This window comes from Pseudomonas sp. LjRoot277, assembly GCF_964253845.1.
Lineage (GTDB): Bacteria > Pseudomonadota > Gammaproteobacteria > Pseudomonadales > Pseudomonadaceae > Aquipseudomonas.
The window spans coordinates 14,375-32,647 of the sequence record NZ_CAXURI020000001.1 but is presented as its reverse complement, the minus strand read 5'-3'; the positions used below and the strand labels follow the sequence as shown (position 1 = coordinate 32,647).

The window sequence follows — 18,273 nt, the reverse complement described above, 5'->3', positions numbered from 1 at the left end:
TTACGCCCTCTCGCCGCGAATCGAAACTGCCGGGAAGGGGTATTGCTCGTTGCGTTCCACCCAATCCATGAAATCGGCGCGGGCGCCGGGGAAGCCAATCATGGTCCAGCCGACCATGCCTTTATTGCCGCCGTGAATCGGGTCGCAGAAGAACCCTTCTTTGGTGTTTTGCAGCAGCAGGTTGAAGAAAATCTTCGCTGGAACACTGTCGAACTGAGGTTTTCCGACCTCGAGTTGCTTGAGCAAATCGTCTCGGGTAGCGCTGTCTTGCTCGGCAAATACTTTACCGTTGAATGCTTTCGACCAAGCATCCGTCGCGGCGATGCCCAGGCGATAAATCTCTTTGGGCACCAGTTTGCTCTGCCAGCCCATTTCCGGAGCAGCGTCTGCGTTGAATGGTCCCTGCATGAACCACAGCGCGCCGGCTGCGTAAGGTGTGTTCATCTGGCGGTCGATGTATTCGGGCACACCGGCTTCCAGGGCGCCTGGCCCTTGGGCATCGCTCGGAATCAGCTGGGCGACAGCCGCCTGGATAAACGTCCATTCTTCGGCGGTGAAGTAGCTGGGTTCATAGGTGCTGGTGCTGACCGGCGCTTTGCCGGAACTGGCCGGGGCTGCTTCGGGCGCGGCCATCAGGACCGTGCTGCCCAGACCGGTGCTGGCAACGGTGACCACCGGGATCAAGGTCAGGGATTTGCGCAAAAACTCACGCCGCGGGTTGTCTCGATCTTGATCGGACATAGGGTGGCACCTCATCAGGCATAGCGGTTTTTCAGCCGTCTCGCAGGACGACTTTTCGTTTTGGCACCGATGCAGATCGCCACCAAGCGGGGGAGCAATAGGGCGCATCGGTAATATGGAGAAACAAATGGTAGCAGGCTAAGCATAAAGATGAACCGATTCAGCTAAAAAACCTCGGTTTTGCGACGAAAGCGATCGGCTGATTCACGATTCTTTGACAGAGGGGTCACAGGCCTTTGACTGCTCGGGGTTGAAGCTGGGCGTCATCTTCCCGATTCTTCCTGAACGGTCACCCCGAGCATGTCTCTATCGCGTTGCATCCCAGCGATCTGCCTGTCGCTGGCCGCACTTTTGAACCTGACGCTGGCCCTTGCCGACGACAGTGCGTTGCCCCGACCTGCGGAGTGGGCTCAATCGGTCGAGGTGCAATACAACCTCTTCAAAATGTCCCCGACGCTCTATCGCAGCGCATTGCCCGACAGAGGCGCCGTGCCGTTACTGGAAAAACTCAAGGTCGGGACGGTTATCACGTTCCTGCCCGAGTCGGATTCAAGCTGGTTGGCGACGCCAGGTATCGCACAAGTACAGCTGCCATATCGCACCAACCATGTGGATGACGCGGATGTACTCAAAGCCCTTCGTACGATCCAGACTGCCGAAGCCAAGGGACCGGTGCTGATGCACTGCAAACATGGTTCGGACCGCACGGGCCTGATGGCGGCCATGTACCGGGTCGTGGTGCAGGGCTGGAGCAAGGAAGACGCCCTGAACGAAATGACCCAGGGCGGCTTTGGTGACAGCACTCATTTCAAGGACGGCATCCGTTACATGATGCAGGCCGATGTCGACAAGCTCCGCACCGCGCTGGCCAACGGCGATTGCAGCACGAGTCCGTTCGCCAGTTGTTCGATGAAGAGCTGGTTCAAATCGGCCCACATCGAGTAAACCGTTGCGTCAGCGGGCAACGGCCTCTGGGCCTGTAAAAGCGGATTGGTGTCGGGCATGGCGTCTTCCTTGAGTAAAGGCTGAATGTGGTCAGCCTATAAAGGAAGCGCAGGGGAAAGGTGGTAGATAGATACCACCTTCCAATCCATTCAGGAGTGGAAGGTGGTGTTGGCTCAGTGTTGCTCGTCAGGCTTTTTCTTCAGCTTCGGGTTCGGGAAAAACTGTACGGCCTGAACCTTGGCGTCCGGCACCTTCAGCGCCGCAATGTTGACCCGCGTGCCCAATTCCTTGGGCACGGACAGGCCTTGTTCATTCAACGTATCGGAATAACCGCAGGCCACGCACTCGCGGTGCGGGACTTCGTCTTCGTTCCACATCATCAACTTGTCCGGCTCGCTGCAGGCCGGGCAGACTGCCCCGGCGATAAAGCGTTTTTTCGTCTTCACAGGCCCCTCGCTCATGCTGCCGCGACCTCACTCAGGCCGCTGTGGCGCAAGAGTGCGTCAATCGACGGCGGGCGTCCGCGGAAGTCGACGAACAGCACCATCGGTTCCTGGGAGCCACCGCGCGCCAGGATCGCTTCGCGGAAGGCGCGGCCGGTCTCGGCGTTGAGTACGCCTTCTTCTTCGAATTTCGAGAAGGCATCCGCCGACAGCACTTCCGCCCATTTGTAGCTGTAGTAACCCGCCGCGTAACCGCCGGCGAAGATGTGGGCGAAGCTGTTCGGGAAACGGTTGTAGGCCGGTGGACGCATCACCGACACCTCGTCGCGCACACCTTCAAGTACCTGCGCCACGCTACGGCCGTCACCGTGGGTGGCGTGCAGGTCGAAGTCGAACAGCGAGAACTCCAGCTGGCGGACCATCATCAGACCGGACTGGAAGTTCTTCGCGGCGAGCATTTTCTCCAGCAGGTCCTGAGGCAGCGGTTCGCCGGTTTCGTAGTGACCGGAGATCAGCGCCAGACCTTCAGGCTCCCAGCACCAGTTCTCCATGAACTGGCTTGGCAGCTCGACCGCATCCCAGGCCACGCCGTTGATGCCGGATACGCCGGCGTGTTCAACGCGGGTCAACAGGTGATGCAGGCCGTGACCGAATTCGTGGAACAAGGTGGTCACTTCGTCGTGGGTCAGCAGCGCTGGTTTGCCGCTATCGGCCGGGGTGAAGTTGCACACCAGATTCGCCACCGGACTTTGCAATACGCCGCTGATCGTGCGGCGACGGTCGCGGGCGCCGTCCATCCAGGCACCGCCACGCTTGTTGGCGCGGGCGTAGAGGTCGAAGAAGAAGCGGCCGACGTGCTGGCCGTTTTCCTTGATTTCGAACAGGCGAACATCCGGGTGCCAGGTGTCGAAGCCTTTCAGTTCGGCGATTTCGATGCCGTACAGACGCTGGACGATAGCAAACAGACCGCCCAGCACTTTGTCGATCGGGAAGTAAGCGCGAAGGGTTTCCTGGGCGACGCTGTAGCGCTGCTCGCGAAGCTTTTCACCGTAGAAACCGCTGTCCCAGCTTTGCAGGTCCGGGCAGCCTTGTTCGGCGGCGTACGCCTTGAGCTGTTCCAGATCCAGGGCGGCGAATGGTTTGCTGCGCTTGGCCAGATCGCGCAGGAAACTCAGCACCTGATCGCTGGATTCGGCCATTTTGGTGGCCAGGCTCAGCTCCGAGAAGCTGGCGAAACCCAAGAGTTTTGCAAGCTCCTGACGCAGGTCGAGGATTTCTTCCATGACCGGGCCGTTATCGTTCTGACCGGCATTCGGGCCTTGGTCCGACGCACGGGTGCAGTAGGCGGCGTAGACTTCTTCGCGCAGGGAGCGGTCGTGGGCGTAGGTCATCACCGCGTAGTAGCTCGGGAATTCCAGGGTGATCAGGAAGCCTTCCAGGCCTTTGGCCTGTGCAGCCGCGGCCATTTGCGCCTTGGCCGAATCGGTCAGGCCGGCGAGGGTAGCTTCGTCAGTGACGTGTTTGGTCCAGGCCTGAGTGGCGTCGAGCAATTGGTTGGAGAAGCGGCTGCCCAGCTCCGACAATTTGCTCTGCACTTCGGCGTAACGCTTTTGTTCGGCTTCCGGCAGGTCGATACCCGACAGGCGGAAGTCACGCAGGGAGTGTTCCAGGATAGTTTTCTGCGCCACCTCGAAACCGGCAGCTTCGGGGCTGTTGGCCAGCGCTTCGAACGCCTCGAACAACTCGCGGTTCTGGCCCAATTCGGTGGAGTAGGCGCTCAAGGCCGGCAGGCAGGACTCGTAGGCTTCGCGCAATTCGGCGCTGTTGCACACGGCATTCAGGTGGCTGACCGGGCTCCAGGCGGCGCCCAGTCGATCATTCAGCTCGTCCATTGCCAGCACCAGGCCGGCCCAGGTTGGTTGTTTGCCCTGGGTTTTGAGGATCTCGATAATGGCGGCGCGGTTGTCAGCCAGGATCTGTTCGATGGCCGGTTGCACGTGTTCGGCCCGGATCGCCGAGAACGGCGGCAGGTCGTAGGACTGCAAAAGAGGGTTGTTCACACTCACGTTTGGCACCTTGGCTGGAAGAAACATTGCGCCATCTTAATTACAATCGACGCTCACCGCAGCTATCAGCAAAAGAGAGAGAGCCTATCGTGACCCTTCGCAAGTATCAGAACCACACGCCGCTACTGGGCAAAGGCGCCTTTGTCGACGGTTCGGCGGTGGTGATCGGCGACGTTGAAATCGGCGAAGACAGCTCGGTGTGGCCGCTGACGGTGATTCGTGGCGACATGCACCGCATCCGTATCGGCGCGCGCACCAGCGTGCAGGACGGCTGTGTGCTGCACATCACCCACGCCGGGCCGTTCAATCCCGATGGCTTTCCGTTGCTGATTGGCGACGATGTGACCATCGCGCATAAAGTCATGCTCCACGGCTGCACCGTGGGCAGTCGGATTCTGATCGGCATGGGCAGCATCGTCATGGACGGTGCGGTGGTCGAGGACGACGTGATTATCGGTGCTGGAAGCCTGGTGCCCCCGGGCAAACGCCTGGAAAGCGGCTTCCTTTATGTGGGCAGCCCGGTGAAGCAGATTCGACCGCTGACTGACAAGGAAAAAGCCTTTTTCACCTACAGCGCCGCGAACTACGTGAAGCTCAAGAATTTGCATCTGGCCGAAGGCTACGACCCGCTCTGACCCTGCGCCCTTATTCAGGATTCAACATGCATTACCAAACCGTATTGTTCGACCTCGATGGCACCCTGACCGATCCACGCGAGGGCATCACCCGTTCGATCCAGTTCGCCTTGAGCAAACTGGGCATCGATGAACCCGACCTGACCAAACTTGAACACTTCATCGGCCCGCCGTTATTGCAGGCGTTCATGCAGTTCTACGACTTCGACGAGCCCAAGGCGTGGGAAGCGGTGAACTTCTATCGCGAACGCTTCAAGGTCACCGGCCTGTACGAGAACCGCGTGTTCGACGGCGTCACACCATTGCTGGAAACCCTCGGAGGGCAAGGGCGACAGCTGTACATCGCAACGTCCAAACCGTGGATTTTCGCCCGGGAAATTGCCCGGCACTTCGACTTCGCCAAGCACTTCAAAGTGATCTATGGCAGCGAACTGGATGGAACCCGGACCAACAAAGTCGAGCTGATCGCCCACTTGATGGCCGAAGAAGGCCTGGACCCGGCCAACACCCTGATGATCGGCGATCGTAAACACGATTTGATCGGTGCGCGCAGCAATGGGCTGGATGCAGCGGCTGTTGGTTATGGTTTCGGAAGCCGGGAAGAGTTGAGCGCTGAAGCCCCGACCTGGCACTTCGAAACGCTGGAAGAGATGCATCAGGCGTTTTTGCGGGGCTGATACTAAATTGTGGCGAGGGAGCTTGCTCCCGCTGGGTCGCGGAGCGGCCCCAAAATCGGCAGGTACCACATGGCGTCGCCGCCGAACGGGAGCAAGCTCCCTCGCCACAACATTATTTGTCTGTCAGCTTCCTCAGCGTGGCTTTTCGTTCTGCAACCGACAACGCGCCAAGCTGCTCGACTGCCGCATAAAACTTCACCCAATCCCCACCCACCTGTTTGAACAACGCTGCAAACGCCGGCACCCATTGGTCGTACAGCCCAAATGGCAACAGCCGGGCATTGTTCATCGGCGCATTGATCCACGCGTCATAGCGTTTGTCCCCAGCCCATTGGCTGTCGCGCAGCTGCCGGTATTCACCCCGCAATCGTTCGAACTCGTCGGCTTTGCGCTGGCGCATCTGGTCGACGGGCAGGGGCAGGGTGTACAGCCGTTCAAGTCGCGTGCGGGTATCCAGAACCAATTGAATGAACTGGTCCCGTTGCTGCAACTGCGCGCCGCTGTCCGGTGGCAAGCTGCGGAATGCACGCCATTGGCGGGTGCCTTCCTGTTCGACGAAGGTGGCGAAAGACTCATTGAACTCGGTGTCGTCCTTCACATAAAAACGTTGATGCGCCAGTTCATGGAAGATCAGCGTGGCCAATCGTTCGTCACCCCAGGCCATCATCGAACTGATAATCGGATCGTTGAACCAGCCGAGCGTCGAATAAGCCTCGACGCCGCCGATCGACACGTCCATACCTTGCAAACGTTGCAACGCCGCTTCACCGCGGGCCGCGCTCTGACTGTAATAACCGCGATAGGCGACGCAGCCGGCGATCGGAAAGCAATGGTTCTGCGGTGTCAGGGAAAATTCCGGCGTGGCAAACACGTTCCAGACTACGAACGGCCGGCCAATGTCGGCGTACAAACGGTAACTCTGGTTATCCGGCAGCTGCAGCTGTTGGCTGGCGAAGGTGCGGGCCTTTTGCGATTGAGTCAGGTGCGCACGCAATAGCGGATCGCGACCCGGATCGGCAATCACTCTGGAAACCGGCTCCCGCGCCCGCAGCAATTGCAGCTGACCACTGGCCAATTGGCCGTAATAGCTGACGCCGGCGCAACCGTTGAGAAACAAAAACAACACACCCGGAAACAAAATGCGTAAAACGCGATCAAGTAACCCAAGGCTTGGAAGCGGCCTGATCAAAATGAATCATCCCTGGAGAGTCTGCCCGCAAGACTATCCCGCCTGACTGGAGCTCCGCTATGCGCATGTTGATGCTGACAGGAAGCCTGTTGATGCTGGCAGGTTGTGCTGGATTCGGATTACCCCGCCATGATCCGGCTCAAGCGTGGATCGATCTGGAGTCGAAGCAGGAAGACACCGCGCTGCAAGCGCTGGAAGTCGATGACGAGGCCGCCACCGACAAGCGCTATTTCGAGGTTCAGCCGGGTAGCCATGAACTGACGGTTCGTTACCAATTCCCGGTCGCGCCAAGCAACATCGGACCCGACGCCGAACCACTGTGGCGAGACTGTCAGCTAAACGTGAAATTCAACGACTTCAATGCCGGCGAGCGGTATCAGCTGAAAGCAGGAAATATCGGTTTTCGGCCGTGGGCAAAGCTCTATGATCAGCAGCGAAAAGTGATTGGCCAGGGTGTACCGGCAGGCTGCCAACGCATCTGATCGGCGTTATTCTAAAGGACTAGTCCTTGAGAAAGATCATCATGCGCAGGTTAACGCTGTTACTTGCTGCAAGCATCGTTGCTGGCTGTCAGAGTCCGTTGCCAGCGGTTAATCCGCAGATGGCGTGGGTCGAGTTTTCTACGCCATTCCCCAACGATAAATTGCTGATGGCCGAACGACTGGACAATCAGCGATTGCGTGACGGGCGTTTTTTCCAGGTCACCCCCGGTAGCCATGAGCTGATCGTTCGATTCGACTTTGAAGTGCCCGGTGGTGGGGGCCTGAGCATGATGAACGGCCCCTCGGAACGCTTGTGCTACCTGACCATCAACTACGATCATTTCGAAGCCGGCCAACGTTATGTGCTGGTAGGCCAGTCGATAGCGTTTACTCCCGGCGCCCGGTTGTACAACGCCAAGCGGGAGATTGTCGCTGAAGATCGAGAGTCCTATTGCCTCCTGTGAGGTGAATCAGCGGTCGTTCTTCTGGTAGATGATTTTCTTCGTGCCGCCTTCGCACGAGCCAACGACCATATTCTGATCGTGTACTTCGTCGTTGGTGACGATTTCCAGCGTGTAGGACGAGACGTTATTGGCCTGGATCTTGGCTTCAATCTCGGCCTTGAGTTCTTCACAGGATTTCGGTGCCGCCAGGGCCGATGTGGCCAGCGCGCAACAGATAATTGCCAAGGCAAAACGTTTCATGGTTGAAGCTCCTTTGAGGCAGCGCGCACGATGATGCGTTTTAGCTGCTGTCATTTATTCGACCACAATCTCGCTAACCAGGTTTTGTTTCCGTACAAAAAAGATCGCAGCCTTCGGCAGCTCCTACAGGTGTATTGCAATCCCATGTAGGCGCTGCCGAAGGCTGCGATCTTTTCGCGTCAACGGGAATTTAGCTGACCAGCGTCGCATCCAGACTGATTTTCGCATTCAGCACTTTGGATACCGGGCAGCCTTCTTTGGCTTTATTGCTCAATTCCTCAAATTGAGCCTGAGTCGCCCCAGGAATCTTCGCTTTGAGGATCAATTTCACTGCCGTGATCGCGAATCCGCCGTCCACCTGGTCCAGGGTGACTTCGGCATTGGTATCGATGCTGTCAGCCTTGAGACCGGCATCGCCGAGAATCATCGAAAACGCCATGGAGAAGCAGCCCGCGTGCGCTGCTCCGATCAGCTCTTCCGGATTGGTGCCCTTGCCGCCTTCGAAACGTGCCTTGAAGCCGTAGGGCGCTTCTCTGAGGACACCGGTTTCCGTGGAAATCGAGCCGATACCGGTTTTCAGGTCACCTTCCCAGTGAGCCGATGCTTTCTTCGTAATAGCCATGTCTGCCTCCTCAAGATCCGGCACGAAGCGTCGCGCCTTTGTGGTTTTCGGTTGCTAGGGTTCTGAGGATAGACCGTGATGCAAAGTTCACCTGATCTGATCGGTCCTCTTATTTCGTAGGAATTTTGGCTCTGCCATTGAAACTCGGGTATATGCCCTCATTGCATGAATCACGCTTATAGATTCGGCAGGTTTTCGTTTGTAAGAAAAAACCTGCGCCCTCAATTGGAGAAGCAGGCTTATGAAACGACTGTCCGATATCAAGTTCTCGACCCTCGATCTGGTGCCCGTGCGGGAGAACGGCAGCGCGGCCCAGTCGCTGCGCAATTCCCTGGACCTGGCGCAGCACGTCGAAAAATTCGGCTACAACCGTTTCTGGGTTGCCGAACACCACAACATGGACGGCATTGCCAGTTCGGCGACTTCGGTACTGCTTGGCTACCTGGCGGGCGGCACCTCGACCATTCGTGTTGGCTCGGGCGGTGTGATGCTGCCAAACCACGCGCCGCTGGTGATCGCCGAGCAGTTCGGCACGCTCGAAAGTCTGTACCCGGGCCGGATCGACCTGGGCCTGGGCCGTGCACCCGGTTCCGACCAGATGACCGCCCGCGCTTTGCGTCGTGAACGCTCTGGCAGCGCCGACGATTTCCCGGAAGATGTTGCCGAACTGATGCGTTACCTCGGCCCACGTACTCCGGACCAGCGGATCATCGCAATGCCAGGCACCGGCACCAATGTCCCCGTCTGGCTGCTGGGCTCCAGTTTGTTCAGTGCACAACTGGCGGGTGAACGCGGTTTGCCCTACGCCTTCGCCTCACATTTCGCACCGCGCTTCATGCATGAGGCCATTCGCGTCTATCGCAACCACTTCAAGCCTTCAGCAATATTGGATAAGCCTTACGTGATGCTCGGTGTGCCGTTGGTGGCTGCAGACACCGACGAGCAGGCCGATTATCTGGCGACCTCGGTCTATCAGCGCATCCTTGCGTTGATGCGTGGCCAGAGCCTGGTGCAACGTCCTCCGGTAAAAACCATGGACGGCCTGTGGCTGCCTCATGAGAAAGAGGCGGTCGGCGATTTCCTTGGTCTGGCGATGGTTGGCAGTCCGCAGAAAATCCGCGCCAAACTGGAAGTGCTGATCGAGCAGACCCAGGCGGACGAGCTGATTTTTACCTGCGACCTGTATGAACATGCCGATCGCGTGCACTCTTATGAGCTGCTGGCCCAGGTCATGAAGGGCTGACGCTCAAATAGCGAGCGCAAAAAAGCCGACGTCATTGCGTCGGCTTTTTCATATGCGCAGTAATCAGCCTACTTCGTATAGACGATTACCTTGGAGCCTTTTTCACAAGTGCCGACGACTTTCCCGCCAGCAGCGGTGCCTTTATCAACGATTTCAAGTGTATAACCAGCAATGCCCTTGGCATCCAGTTTCGCGGCGATTTCGGCTTTTAGCTCTTCACACGACTTGCCCTGAGCCAGGGCTGTTCCCGCAAGACTCAACAATCCTACCGCCAAAATAAAATTCTTCATCGGTCGCATTCCCTGGTCGGGTCAATAGGGGCACCCAGCAATCAGCCGGATGTAAATATGTAGCGCTTTGCCATTCCCTATGGCGCTCGGCCAGCGCGCAGGCTCAGAAGACTAGCTCAAACTCAGCTACTGGCAATCCGGAACCCGACTTTGAGCGTCACCTGAAAGTGCGCTGCCTTACCGTCCTTGATGTGCCCGCGGGTTTCGGTCACTTCAAACCATTCCATATATTTGAGGCTTTTGCTGGCCTCGGCCAGTGCGTTGTTGATGGCGTCTTCAATGCTGCTGGTGGACGAGCCGACGAGTTCGACTTTCTTGTAGGTGTGATGGTCAGTCATGGCGTTCTCCTCAGGGTGTGAAATACAGACTAGCAGTGATTTTTCGTATTACTTCTGTCGGTCAATCCGAAGTGGAAGTTCAGATTTACTGCACTTTCTCGAACCCCTGAAGTCCCAACCAACACACGCAACTCAATCAATGCAGGAGAGCCACCATGGCCAACACCTCTTTACGTAAAGCCTCATTGCAAAGCATGGAAGCCGAGATCGAGAGTCTGCTGAAGTCTTTGGAAAACCTGAAGGACGACGCCTCGGACGAGTCGCGTAAAACCCTTAAAGCCTTGAAAAGCAGCGCCGAGAACGCGCTGAAGCATTCGCGCCATCTGCTCAGCGATGCGTACGAAGACGTCAAAGTCAAAACCCGTGAAACCGGGATTGCCACGCGCGACTACGCCCAGGAACACCCTTGGACGACAGCGGGTGTGGCTGTCGGTGCATTGGGTCTGCTCGCGGCTTATCTGCTGTTCAAACGTGGTGACTAATCTGTCTGGCGCAGCTCGTTTTTGAGCCACTGCGCCAGTTGCCGAGCGCGCCCGTCCGCGGCGCGCTTGGGTAGCCACAACGCCAGTTGCGCCGGGGTTTCACTGAAGCCCCATGGGGCAACCAGGCGCCCGGCCTTCAAGTCCTCGGCCACCAGCGGCTCGGGCGCAATCGCCACACCCAGGCCGGCCACTGCTGCCTCCAGCAAATAATACAAATGCTCGAAACCCTGTCCGTACTTCAATGCTTTGGCGTCGAGGTCACTTTGCTGCGCCCAACTAGGCCAGGCCTGAGGGCGTGAGGTGGTGTGCAGCACTGGCTCGCTCAGCAGCGCTGCGGGCGGTGCATTTTGCAGTCGTTCGTAGCCCGCGAATCGCGGGCTCATGACCGGGCCGATCCGTTCGCTCGCCAACTCATAGACCTGCATGTCCGCTGGCCACGGTGGCTCGGCAAACACCAGCAAAGCGTCCAGCCCCGGGCGACGTGGATCGAGATCACCCTCGCCAGCCGACAGGTGCAGGCGCAGGTCCGGCAGGTCGGTATTCAATCGTCCCAACCTGGGAATAAACCAGCGTGCCAACAAGCTACCCGAGCAACCCAGTACGAACGGTGCATCGGCGGTGCTTTGGGTCAGCTCTGCACACACAGTCCGTAAACGCTCGAACGCCTCGCCGCTGGCATCGCGCAAACGAATGCCGGCATCTGTGAGTTTAAGGCCGCGACCATCCTTGATGAACAGGCTCACGCCCAAGTGTTCTTCAAGCACCTTGAGTTGCCGGCTGACCGCACCATGGGTGACGTGCAGCTGTTCGGCGGCCTTGCTGACGCTGTTCAGGCGTGCAGTGGCTTCGAAGGCCCGAAGGGCGTTCAGCGGGGGAAGGTCATGGCTCATGAGATCTGTGAGTTTTCCTGACAGGTTGCAGCGATCTTATCGGTTTTCAGCCTGAGGCGTCAGGGGTAGAGTGAAGCCCACTCTCTCTTCAAAAGCATCATCCCACGCATTCAACTGGAGCGACCCATGACCCAGACTAATCTGCGCAACGGCCCCGACGCCAACGGCCTGTTTGGCGCGTTCGGCGGCCGTTACGTCGCCGAAACCCTGATGCCGTTGATCCTCGATCTGGCCCGTGAATACGAATTGGCCAAGGATGATCCTGCATTCAAAGAAGAATTGGCCTACTTCCAGCGCGACTACGTGGGTCGCCCAAGCCCACTGTACTTTGCCGAACGTCTGACAGAATTCTGCGGCGGCGCGAAGATTTACCTCAAGCGCGAAGAGCTGAACCACACCGGCGCGCACAAGATCAACAACTGCATCGGCCAGATCCTGCTGGCGCGGCGCATGGGCAAGAAACGCATCATCGCCGAGACCGGTGCTGGCATGCACGGCGTGGCGACCGCCACCGTGGCTGCGCGTTTTGGCCTCGATTGCGTGATTTACATGGGCACCACTGACATCGAACGTCAGCAGGCCAACGTATTTCGCATGAAGCTGCTGGGCGCCGAAGTGATCCCGGTCGTGGCCGGTACCGGCACCCTGAAAGATGCGATGAACGAAGCCCTGCGTGACTGGGTGACCAACGTCGACAGCACCTTCTACCTGATCGGCACTGTGGCCGGTCCGCACCCTTATCCAGCGATGGTTCGCGACTTCCAGGCCGTTATCGGCAAAGAAACCCGTACGCAACTGCAGGACCAGGAAGGTCGTCTGCCGGACAGCCTGGTGGCGTGCATCGGTGGCGGCTCCAACGCCATGGGCCTGTTTCACCCGTTCCTCGACGACAAAAGCGTCGAGATCATCGGCGTTGAAGCGGCCGGCTACGGCATCGAAACCGGCAAGCACGCGGCCAGCCTGAACGGCGGTGTACCGGGCGTACTGCACGGCAACCGTACCTTCCTGCTGCAGGACGACGATGGTCAGATCATCGACGCTCACTCGATCTCTGCCGGCCTCGACTATCCAGGCATTGGCCCGGAACACGCCTGGTTGCATGACATCGGCCGCGTCCAGTACACCTCGGTAACCGACGACGAAGCCCTCGATGCATTCCACAAATGCTGCCGTCTGGAAGGGATTATTCCTGCACTGGAAAGCGCCCATGCCTTGGCCGAAGTGTTCAAGCGCGCACCGAACCTGCCGAAGGATCACCTGATGGTGGTCAACCTGTCCGGTCGTGGCGACAAAGACATGCAAACCGTGATGCACCACATGGAAAACTCTCAACAAGAGCAGTCCAAGCAGGAGAAACACTGATGAGCCGCCTGCAAACGCGTTTTGCCGAACTCAAGGAACAGAATCGTGCCGCCCTGGTGACCTTCGTGACCGCTGGCGACCCGAGCTATGACACCTCTCTGGCGATCCTCAAAGGCCTGCCTGGCGCCGGTGCCGACGTGATCGAGTTGGGCATGCCCTTCACCGATCCGATGGCCGATGGCCCGGCAATCCAGTTGGCCAACATCCGCGCCCTCGGCGCCAAACAGAACCTGGCGAAAACCCTGCAAATGGTTCGCGAGTTCCGTGAGGGCAATACCGAGACGCCGCTGGTGCTGATGGGTTACTTCAACCCGATTCACATGTATGGCGTGCCGCGCTTCATCGCCGACGCCAAAGAGGCCGGCGTTGATGGTCTGATCGTGGTCGATCTGCCGCCGGAGCATAACGGCGAACTGTGCGATCCGGCCCAGGCTGCCGGTCTGGACTTCATCCGTCTGACCACCCCGACGACTGATGATGTACGTCTGCCGACCGTCCTGAACGGCAGCTCCGGCTTCGTCTATTACGTGTCTGTTGCCGGTGTGACCGGTGCGGGCGCGGCGACGCTGGAGCATGTTGAAGAAGCCGTTGCGCGTCTTCGTCGCCATACCGATCTGCCGATCAGCATCGGTTTCGGTATTCGTACACCGGAGCAAGCGGCGTCCATCGCGCGTCTGGCTGATGGCGTGGTGGTGGGTTCGGCGTTGATCGATCACATCGCCAATGCGTCAACGCCGGATCAGGCAGTTGATGGCGTGTTGAGCCTTTGCTCGGCGCTGGCCGAAGGCGTGCGTAAAGCCCGCGTCAGCTGAAGGTAAAGTTCCTGATACAGAGGAATTAGAGCCTCGCGGTACAGACTAAACAGCAAGACCGAGGGCTTCAGGACTACGTTCTGAAGCCCTTTTTGCTGTATGTGCGGTGAGGAAAGACCCAATGAAAATGCCGAAACGTCTGATGGCCAGCCTGGGTGTGTTGATGCTCAGTGCCACCCCGTTGCTGAATGCGAGTGCTGATCAGCGCGACGACATTGAGCTGATCGCCGTAGGAACCGGGATCGTTTATGAAATTCTCGAAGGGGTGCTTTGAATAGCAGGTAGGTGTTGAAGGCTTCGCGGATTAGCCGCGAAGCCTGTTGGTTACGGCAACTCCAACCCGCCCGCAGCCTTGTGCAACTTCCTCAGATGCTCGCCAACCTGCTTCAGGTTGGCTTCATTGGCGGCCATCTCGGCTGCACGGCTCGGTTCGAGCAGTGCTCTCACCTCTTTGTCCAGATCGCCTGTGAGAGCCTGAAGCTGCTTCTGCCGCAGGCTGCTTTCCGACTCCAGCCGTTGCCACTCACTTGGCTGCGGTAATCCATAACCGCCGGTGCCGAGCAACTCCGCCGGACGGCTGAGGAAGCCGCTGTTGGCAAGAATTTGCTGCAAAGTCGCGTTGGCCTTGTCCATGCCGCCGTTCTTCAGTTCCCGAGCGCCCAGATAGCGCTGCTTTACTTCGTCCTGAGCCAGCACCAATTGTTGGCGGAAGGCTGCCTGCTCCAATAACAGCAATGCTGCGCTGGTGCGCAAATCGGCTTGGTCGATCCATTGTCGGCGCTCTTCAGCTTTTAATGAGAGCCAGTCTTCGACCTTTTCCTGCTTTATCGGCAAGTGCTTCTTCAGCACTTCGAACATCGCTTGATAACGATCACGGAAGGAGTCGAATCGGTAGCCCAGGCGCAGCGCTTCGCGGGGATCGTCCAGCACGCTGGTGTCCGCCAGCCCGCGGCCCTTGAGCACTTCCAGCAAACCGTTGGGCATGATGCTGTCCAACCCGACCAGTTTTGTATTGTTGGTACTGCTACGCAGTAACTTCAGGCCCTCTACAGCACAGTTATTGGATAGGAAGAAGTAGTTGCCGTCGTAACTCCAGTGCATTTCGGCGGCGTGTTCCACCACGTCGTCGATCTCGCTACGCGACAGGTTCAGCGGCACCGAAGCCAGACTGCGCAGTTCGGTCTTGGTGTATTCGTCGATCACCTGCGCCAGCGGCAGGACAAACAGGCGCGACGGGTATTTGCCCACCAATCCGTCCCAGCTCGACAGTTGCACGTCACCGACGAAGGCGCGGTAGGACAACACCAGATGTTGATCCAGATCCAGTCGACAATCCGGCCCACGGGGGCGACCGGGTGCGCAGATCACCAGCCGCAACATGCTGTGACCCCAGCGGCTGACCCAGTTCTGGTTGGCTTCCGCCAGCAGATAGTCGACGGCGTAGACCCGTTCCGGATCGACCTGGCCCAGAGGTGTTTTGGCGAAGTCGTTGCCGGCGTTGAGGAAGGAGAAGGTTTTGCCGCAGGTGTCTTTAGCGGCGGGCGCCCAGCCGAAATGTTCTTTGTAGTAGCGGTACAACGCAGGACGGCGACAGGCGTAGGCCGGGTCGAGAAGGAAATATTCCATGTTGACCGCGACGAACTCCTTGGGGCTGCTCGTCTCGTAAATGTCCGGGCTGCGGGCAATTTGCCGGTTGTACTGTTCGCGTTCGCCACGACGGCCGACATACTGTGGCCAGCCGGCGAGGTCGAGCAGGTGCGGGTCGTCACTGAGCGTAAAGCGTCGGTCGGACTGGCCGCGGCATTGATCGGGAATGCCAATCAACCCTGAGCTGCTGTTGCGCCGGGTGCAGCGCTGAATCAGCGTGCGCTCCGCGTTTGGCCACAGGCGCGAGCGGTCATAGATGTGGGTGAGTTCGTGCAACACCGTGGCCAGCATTTCGCGGCGTACGGTGCCATGGGGACGATAAGTCTTTTTGGTCGCGGCGCTGCCGTCAGTGAGGCTGGCAAGCAGGTTGCGGTTCAGATCGAGCTCGGACACCAGCGACGCCTGGCCGTAAGCGTTGCTCGGCATGTCAGCGGTCCAGCCGACGTCGATGCGTCGGTCGAGCTGCTCGATGAACCGCGGCGGCAGCGCCTGCATGGCTTCATCGAGCAACGCCTGACTGGCCTGCTGTTGAGCGGGGCTGAGGCCTTCGGTTTTAAGCCTTAATTGCAAGTCAGCCTGGGCCGTGTTGCCGAGCAGCAACATGACCCCGGCCAACAACCAGGCGCCTGGCGACCTCACAGTGCGAGGATGGCTTCGGCGAGAACCTGATCACTGGCGTCGCGGGCTTCCGGTACGCGGGTGCGCAACGTGTTGAAGGCCGCTTCCAGGTGCGCGCCACGAATCTCGCCATCGCTGGCGACGAAACTGGCCGCATCGTCGTGGGCTTCACGAACGATCTTCGAGTCACGGATGGACGTCGTGGTATCGGAAGTGAAATCAAGGGTGCGGCGGGTGGCGTTGATGAGGATGTTACTGGTGGCAACCAGGGTGTGCGCCTGAGTCACATCGGCCAATAACAGCAGGCCAAGGGCGGCAACAATCAGGGGGCTACGCATGGAACGACTCCGCAAGAACAAGGATAACTATTGGACGAGAATTGCCTGCGCCAGTTCAAGGTCGCTGGCACGAAGTTTTGGCTGGGTCCGGCGCAGATAAATCAGGGCAGACTCCAGTTGTGCTCCTCGCAGTTGGCCGTCGCTGCCGATGAACGCCGCAGCGTCATCGTGTGCCGCGACTAGCAGCTTACGGTCGAAGGGTGCGGAGGTCACCATGCTTGTGGCGTAGCCGGTAGCCACGATGCCTTGTGTAGACAGATTGAAGGCGTCATAGGCATGGACCGAGCCCACCCAGCAGGCTGCCACGAAAAGCGGAGAGATCAACAGATTTGAAAGAAAACGCATGAGACTCGATAGTTGAAGGCGAGTCGCAAGGCTAGCGCAACGCCCGATCTAGAGCCAGCGCCGAAACATTGGGACACGGCGGGCGTGTCCCACGTCAGTGATGTCGCTTAGATCGTTAGTATGGCTTGCGCCAGTTGTGCATCAGTCGCGTTCAGCTGAGGTGCCTGGTGGCGAATATGGTCGAGTGCGCTTTCCAGTTTCACGCCACGAATGGCGCCTTCGCTGGCCACGAAGCTGGCGGCGTCGTCACGGGCGGCGCGCACGATTTTGTCATCGCGAAAGGAAGAAGTGACATCGGAGGTCGCATCGGACGTGGCCTTGAGCGCGCCGACGACGGCATCGGTGGTCACGATAAAGCTGGTGGCGTGGGAATTGGCGGCCACGGCAAGCAAGGCTGCAGCGCTGAGCAGACGAAGACGGGACATGGTGAAACTCCTTTGGGAAAACCGATTGAGAGATGGCGCAGTGTCTGTTGAATCAGACGCCAATCATGCAGCGTTCGCCACGTTCAATCTGGATATTAGGCCTATGAGTATCGGTTCGCACAGTCCCGTCTGTTCAAGCAGGAAGCTAACGCCAGAACGGTTTATCCAATTCGTTGAGACGATCCGCCTGGCTGATGTTCAGGTCTGAGAGTTGCCGGTCATCAAGTTGGCCCAATAAACGCCGGGTTCGTGCCCTTTCCAGGCTGTTGGCGAGGCCCCTGAGCAATCTACGAACCCAGTGGGAGCGAGGCGTTGATTGAGGCGTGGAAACGGAAACATCCAGTAAGCGATTCATGGCGCAGTCCTTTAGCGGGCAGTTCGGGATTTCATGGTGATCCCGTCCTCTCTTCCGCAACAGACACACTGCGCTTAAATTGTACTGGTTCAGTTGTTTAAATAGTAAAACTGTACCTATAAAGCGGTATCTATTCTGTATGACCCATGTCGAGGGTCCAAAACGACAAAGCCCGTCGTGGTTTCCCACGACGGGCTTTGTTTTTTCAATTTGGAGTGCTGGCGGTGGACCCGGTGGGTCAGAGCCAGCGACGCTAACTTAGCGCCAGAACGGCTTGCTCAGCTCTTCGTAGCGTTGTGCTTCGCTAATCCCTGCGTCAGCCAGCAGACGCGAATCCAGACGAGCCAGTTGATGGCGGCTGGAGATGCGGCGCTGCCACAGCATCAGGTTGGCGAGAACGCGAAGAGGCGTGGAGGCCTGGGTTTTTACAGCGTTGTCTTCGAAAAACAGCTCGGAACTGAGTGTACGTTCCATGGTTGACATCCTTCCGCTTATGGCGGGATTAGGTAGTGGTTTAACTGATGCCAATGATCCTCTCGTTTGGCCAGTCTCTCTAGATACAGTTCACCTGTATTGTGAGGGACCAGTTAACTGTTAAAGGGTGGTGTACTGGTCAAAATTGAG

Annotated in this window: 24 protein-coding genes and 1 pseudogene; 10 read left to right on the top strand and 15 right to left on the bottom strand. The window is 58.3% G+C overall.

Annotation, left to right across the window (positions count from 1 at the left end; translation table 11 throughout):
* Entirely contained in the window at window positions 1-741 is a 741-nt protein-coding gene (locus ACSQ87_RS00180; RefSeq protein WP_150657837.1) for a gluconate 2-dehydrogenase subunit 3 family protein, read from the bottom strand.
* A 300-nt stretch (window positions 742-1,041) separates the two neighbouring features.
* Between ACSQ87_RS00180 and ACSQ87_RS00175 the strand changes: the two genes are divergently transcribed.
* Entirely contained in the window at window positions 1,042-1,686 is a 645-nt protein-coding gene (locus tag ACSQ87_RS00175; protein WP_223432337.1) for a phosphatase domain-containing protein, read from the top strand.
* A 173-nt stretch (window positions 1,687-1,859) separates the two neighbouring features.
* On the opposite strand, the gene ACSQ87_RS00170 is transcribed toward ACSQ87_RS00175, so the two are convergent.
* Both ACSQ87_RS00170 and prlC read right to left on the bottom strand, forming a co-directional pair.
* Window positions 1,860-2,147 (bottom strand): YheV family putative zinc ribbon protein, encoded by a 288-nt coding sequence (locus ACSQ87_RS00170; protein ID WP_436273124.1) that lies wholly within the window; start codon window positions 2,145-2,147, stop codon window positions 1,860-1,862.
* On the bottom strand, window positions 2,144-4,222 hold the full coding sequence (gene prlC, locus ACSQ87_RS00165; RefSeq protein WP_223432336.1) for an oligopeptidase A: 2,079 nt from the start codon (window positions 4,220-4,222) through the stop codon (window positions 2,144-2,146). Before prlC ends, ACSQ87_RS00170 begins: the two co-directional genes overlap by 4 nt.
* Before the next feature lie 62 nt (window positions 4,223-4,284).
* Between prlC and ACSQ87_RS00160 the strand changes: the two genes are divergently transcribed.
* Together ACSQ87_RS00160 and ACSQ87_RS00155 are read left to right on the top strand one after the other, a co-directional pair.
* On the top strand, window positions 4,285-4,830 hold the full coding sequence (locus tag ACSQ87_RS00160) for a gamma carbonic anhydrase family protein (protein WP_436273123.1): 546 nt from the start codon (window positions 4,285-4,287) through the stop codon (window positions 4,828-4,830).
* A gap of 26 nt (window positions 4,831-4,856) precedes the next feature.
* A complete protein-coding gene (locus tag ACSQ87_RS00155; RefSeq protein ID WP_223432334.1) occupies window positions 4,857-5,507 on the top strand; it encodes an HAD family hydrolase in 651 nt (216 codons plus the stop codon).
* A gap of 112 nt (window positions 5,508-5,619) precedes the next feature.
* Here ACSQ87_RS00155 and ACSQ87_RS00150 read toward each other — a convergent pair whose 3' ends face one another.
* A complete protein-coding gene (locus ACSQ87_RS00150) occupies window positions 5,620-6,696 on the bottom strand; it encodes an aminopeptidase (RefSeq protein WP_436273122.1) in 1,077 nt (358 codons plus the stop codon).
* Window positions 6,697-6,755: 59 nt separating this feature from the next.
* On the opposite strand from ACSQ87_RS00150, the gene ACSQ87_RS00145 reads away from it, so the two are divergent.
* Together ACSQ87_RS00145 and ACSQ87_RS00140 are read left to right on the top strand one after the other, a co-directional pair.
* On the top strand, window positions 6,756-7,178 hold the full coding sequence (locus tag ACSQ87_RS00145) for a hypothetical protein (RefSeq protein ID WP_223432332.1): 423 nt from the start codon (window positions 6,756-6,758) through the stop codon (window positions 7,176-7,178).
* 41 nt (window positions 7,179-7,219) lie between these two features.
* Window positions 7,220-7,642, top strand: a complete 423-nt coding sequence (locus tag ACSQ87_RS00140; protein WP_436275068.1) for a hypothetical protein — start codon at window positions 7,220-7,222, stop codon at window positions 7,640-7,642.
* A 6-nt stretch (window positions 7,643-7,648) separates the two neighbouring features.
* On the opposite strand, the gene ACSQ87_RS00135 is transcribed toward ACSQ87_RS00140, so the two are convergent.
* Both ACSQ87_RS00135 and ACSQ87_RS00130 read right to left on the bottom strand, forming a co-directional pair.
* Window positions 7,649-7,882 (bottom strand): DUF1161 domain-containing protein, encoded by a 234-nt coding sequence (locus tag ACSQ87_RS00135; protein WP_150657845.1) that lies wholly within the window; start codon window positions 7,880-7,882, stop codon window positions 7,649-7,651.
* Between the two features lie 190 nt (window positions 7,883-8,072).
* Entirely contained in the window at window positions 8,073-8,504 is a 432-nt protein-coding gene (locus tag ACSQ87_RS00130; protein WP_008152515.1) for an OsmC family protein, read from the bottom strand.
* 241 nt (window positions 8,505-8,745) lie between these two features.
* Between ACSQ87_RS00130 and ACSQ87_RS00125 the strand changes: the two genes are divergently transcribed.
* Window positions 8,746-9,747 (top strand): LLM class flavin-dependent oxidoreductase, encoded by a 1,002-nt coding sequence (locus ACSQ87_RS00125; protein WP_046044846.1) that lies wholly within the window; start codon window positions 8,746-8,748, stop codon window positions 9,745-9,747.
* A 68-nt stretch (window positions 9,748-9,815) separates the two neighbouring features.
* Here the strand turns inward: ACSQ87_RS00125 and ACSQ87_RS00120 are convergent, their stop codons facing one another.
* The gene (locus tag ACSQ87_RS00120; protein ID WP_150657848.1) at window positions 9,816-10,037 is read right to left on the bottom strand and encodes a DUF1161 domain-containing protein; all 222 of its coding nucleotides are present in this window, start codon (window positions 10,035-10,037) and stop codon (window positions 9,816-9,818) included.
* Between the two features lie 122 nt (window positions 10,038-10,159).
* Entirely contained in the window at window positions 10,160-10,375 is a 216-nt protein-coding gene (locus tag ACSQ87_RS00115; protein WP_008027736.1) for a dodecin, read from the bottom strand.
* Between the two features lie 155 nt (window positions 10,376-10,530).
* Here ACSQ87_RS00115 and ACSQ87_RS00110 point away from each other — a divergent pair, with 155 nt between their 5' ends.
* Window positions 10,531-10,857 carry a DUF883 family protein gene (locus ACSQ87_RS00110; protein WP_436273121.1) on the top strand — a complete coding sequence of 109 codons (327 nt, stop codon included), beginning with the start codon at window positions 10,531-10,533 and terminating at the stop codon, window positions 10,855-10,857.
* On the opposite strand, the gene ACSQ87_RS00105 is transcribed toward ACSQ87_RS00110, so the two are convergent.
* A complete protein-coding gene (locus ACSQ87_RS00105) occupies window positions 10,854-11,747 on the bottom strand; it encodes a LysR family transcriptional regulator (protein ID WP_436273120.1) in 894 nt (297 codons plus the stop codon). The two genes, ACSQ87_RS00110 and ACSQ87_RS00105, sit on opposite strands and share 4 nt — an antisense overlap.
* 126 nt (window positions 11,748-11,873) lie before the next feature.
* Between ACSQ87_RS00105 and trpB the strand changes: the two genes are divergently transcribed.
* From trpB to ACSQ87_RS00090, 3 genes and pseudogenes are all read left to right on the top strand, one after another.
* On the top strand, window positions 11,874-13,109 hold the full coding sequence (gene trpB / locus ACSQ87_RS00100) for a tryptophan synthase subunit beta (RefSeq protein WP_223432330.1): 1,236 nt from the start codon (window positions 11,874-11,876) through the stop codon (window positions 13,107-13,109).
* Entirely contained in the window at window positions 13,109-13,921 is an 813-nt protein-coding gene (gene trpA / locus ACSQ87_RS00095; protein ID WP_046044842.1) for a tryptophan synthase subunit alpha, read from the top strand. The genes trpB and trpA overlap by 1 nt, the downstream gene beginning before the upstream one ends.
* A 121-nt stretch (window positions 13,922-14,042) precedes the next feature.
* Window positions 14,043-14,135, top strand: a pseudogene (locus tag ACSQ87_RS00090) (anti-virulence regulator CigR family protein); the annotation flags it as partial.
* 110 nt (window positions 14,136-14,245) lie between these two features.
* On the opposite strand, the gene ACSQ87_RS00085 reads toward ACSQ87_RS00090, so the two are convergent.
* The 6 genes from ACSQ87_RS00085 to ACSQ87_RS00060 all read right to left on the bottom strand — a co-directional run bounded on the left by ACSQ87_RS00085 (window position 14,246) and on the right by ACSQ87_RS00060 (window position 18,123).
* A complete protein-coding gene (locus tag ACSQ87_RS00085) occupies window positions 14,246-16,207 on the bottom strand; it encodes a DUF7844 domain-containing protein (protein WP_436273119.1) in 1,962 nt (653 codons plus the stop codon).
* Window positions 16,204-16,524, bottom strand: a complete 321-nt coding sequence (locus ACSQ87_RS00080) for a DUF2388 domain-containing protein (protein ID WP_046044839.1) — start codon at window positions 16,522-16,524, stop codon at window positions 16,204-16,206. The genes ACSQ87_RS00085 and ACSQ87_RS00080 overlap by 4 nt, the downstream gene beginning before the upstream one ends.
* Before the next feature lie 27 nt (window positions 16,525-16,551).
* Window positions 16,552-16,869, bottom strand: a complete 318-nt coding sequence (locus ACSQ87_RS00075) for a DUF2388 domain-containing protein (RefSeq protein ID WP_436273118.1) — start codon at window positions 16,867-16,869, stop codon at window positions 16,552-16,554.
* Between the two features lie 107 nt (window positions 16,870-16,976).
* A complete protein-coding gene (locus tag ACSQ87_RS00070) occupies window positions 16,977-17,294 on the bottom strand; it encodes a DUF2388 domain-containing protein (RefSeq protein ID WP_008044656.1) in 318 nt (105 codons plus the stop codon).
* A gap of 145 nt (window positions 17,295-17,439) precedes the next feature.
* Window positions 17,440-17,649 (bottom strand): DUF1127 domain-containing protein, encoded by a 210-nt coding sequence (locus tag ACSQ87_RS00065; protein WP_223432326.1) that lies wholly within the window; start codon window positions 17,647-17,649, stop codon window positions 17,440-17,442.
* A gap of 258 nt (window positions 17,650-17,907) precedes the next feature.
* Window positions 17,908-18,123: a DUF1127 domain-containing protein gene (locus ACSQ87_RS00060; RefSeq protein WP_008154465.1), complete on the bottom strand. Its 216-nt coding sequence runs from the start codon at window positions 18,121-18,123 to the stop codon at window positions 17,908-17,910.
* Window positions 18,124-18,273: the final 150 nt, after the last annotated feature.

Excerpts from the sequence above, each read along its gene's own strand:
- ACSQ87_RS00170 (WP_436273124.1), bottom strand. The coding sequence starts at position 2,147 with ATGAGCGAGGGGCCTGTGAAGACGAAAAAACGCTTTATCGCCGGGGCA.
- trpA (WP_046044842.1), top strand. The coding sequence starts at position 13,109 with ATGAGCCGCCTGCAAACGCGTTTTGCCGAACTCAAGGAACAGAATCGT.
- ACSQ87_RS00155 (WP_223432334.1), top strand. The coding sequence starts at position 4,857 with ATGCATTACCAAACCGTATTGTTCGACCTCGATGGCACCCTGACCGAT.
- prlC (WP_223432336.1), bottom strand. The coding sequence starts at position 4,222 with ATGTTTCTTCCAGCCAAGGTGCCAAACGTGAGTGTGAACAACCCTCTT.
- ACSQ87_RS00140 (WP_436275068.1), top strand. The coding sequence starts at position 7,220 with ATGCGCAGGTTAACGCTGTTACTTGCTGCAAGCATCGTTGCTGGCTGT.
- ACSQ87_RS00120 (WP_150657848.1), bottom strand. The coding sequence starts at position 10,037 with ATGAAGAATTTTATTTTGGCGGTAGGATTGTTGAGTCTTGCGGGAACA.
- trpB (WP_223432330.1), top strand. The coding sequence starts at position 11,874 with ATGACCCAGACTAATCTGCGCAACGGCCCCGACGCCAACGGCCTGTTT.
- ACSQ87_RS00075 (WP_436273118.1), bottom strand. The coding sequence starts at position 16,869 with ATGCGTTTTCTTTCAAATCTGTTGATCTCTCCGCTTTTCGTGGCAGCC.
- ACSQ87_RS00105 (WP_436273120.1), bottom strand. The coding sequence starts at position 11,747 with ATGAGCCATGACCTTCCCCCGCTGAACGCCCTTCGGGCCTTCGAAGCC.
- ACSQ87_RS00175 (WP_223432337.1), top strand. The coding sequence starts at position 1,042 with ATGTCTCTATCGCGTTGCATCCCAGCGATCTGCCTGTCGCTGGCCGCA.
- ACSQ87_RS00130 (WP_008152515.1), bottom strand. The coding sequence starts at position 8,504 with ATGGCTATTACGAAGAAAGCATCGGCTCACTGGGAAGGTGACCTGAAA.
- ACSQ87_RS00125 (WP_046044846.1), top strand. The coding sequence starts at position 8,746 with ATGAAACGACTGTCCGATATCAAGTTCTCGACCCTCGATCTGGTGCCC.
- ACSQ87_RS00180 (WP_150657837.1), bottom strand. The coding sequence starts at position 741 with ATGTCCGATCAAGATCGAGACAACCCGCGGCGTGAGTTTTTGCGCAAA.
- ACSQ87_RS00110 (WP_436273121.1), top strand. The coding sequence starts at position 10,531 with ATGGCCAACACCTCTTTACGTAAAGCCTCATTGCAAAGCATGGAAGCC.
- ACSQ87_RS00065 (WP_223432326.1), bottom strand. The coding sequence starts at position 17,649 with ATGAATCGCTTACTGGATGTTTCCGTTTCCACGCCTCAATCAACGCCT.
- ACSQ87_RS00135 (WP_150657845.1), bottom strand. The coding sequence starts at position 7,882 with ATGAAACGTTTTGCCTTGGCAATTATCTGTTGCGCGCTGGCCACATCG.
- ACSQ87_RS00070 (WP_008044656.1), bottom strand. The coding sequence starts at position 17,294 with ATGTCCCGTCTTCGTCTGCTCAGCGCTGCAGCCTTGCTTGCCGTGGCC.
- ACSQ87_RS00145 (WP_223432332.1), top strand. The coding sequence starts at position 6,756 with ATGCGCATGTTGATGCTGACAGGAAGCCTGTTGATGCTGGCAGGTTGT.
- ACSQ87_RS00115 (WP_008027736.1), bottom strand. The coding sequence starts at position 10,375 with ATGACTGACCATCACACCTACAAGAAAGTCGAACTCGTCGGCTCGTCC.
- ACSQ87_RS00080 (WP_046044839.1), bottom strand. The coding sequence starts at position 16,524 with ATGCGTAGCCCCCTGATTGTTGCCGCCCTTGGCCTGCTGTTATTGGCC.
- ACSQ87_RS00060 (WP_008154465.1), bottom strand. The coding sequence starts at position 18,123 with ATGGAACGTACACTCAGTTCCGAGCTGTTTTTCGAAGACAACGCTGTA.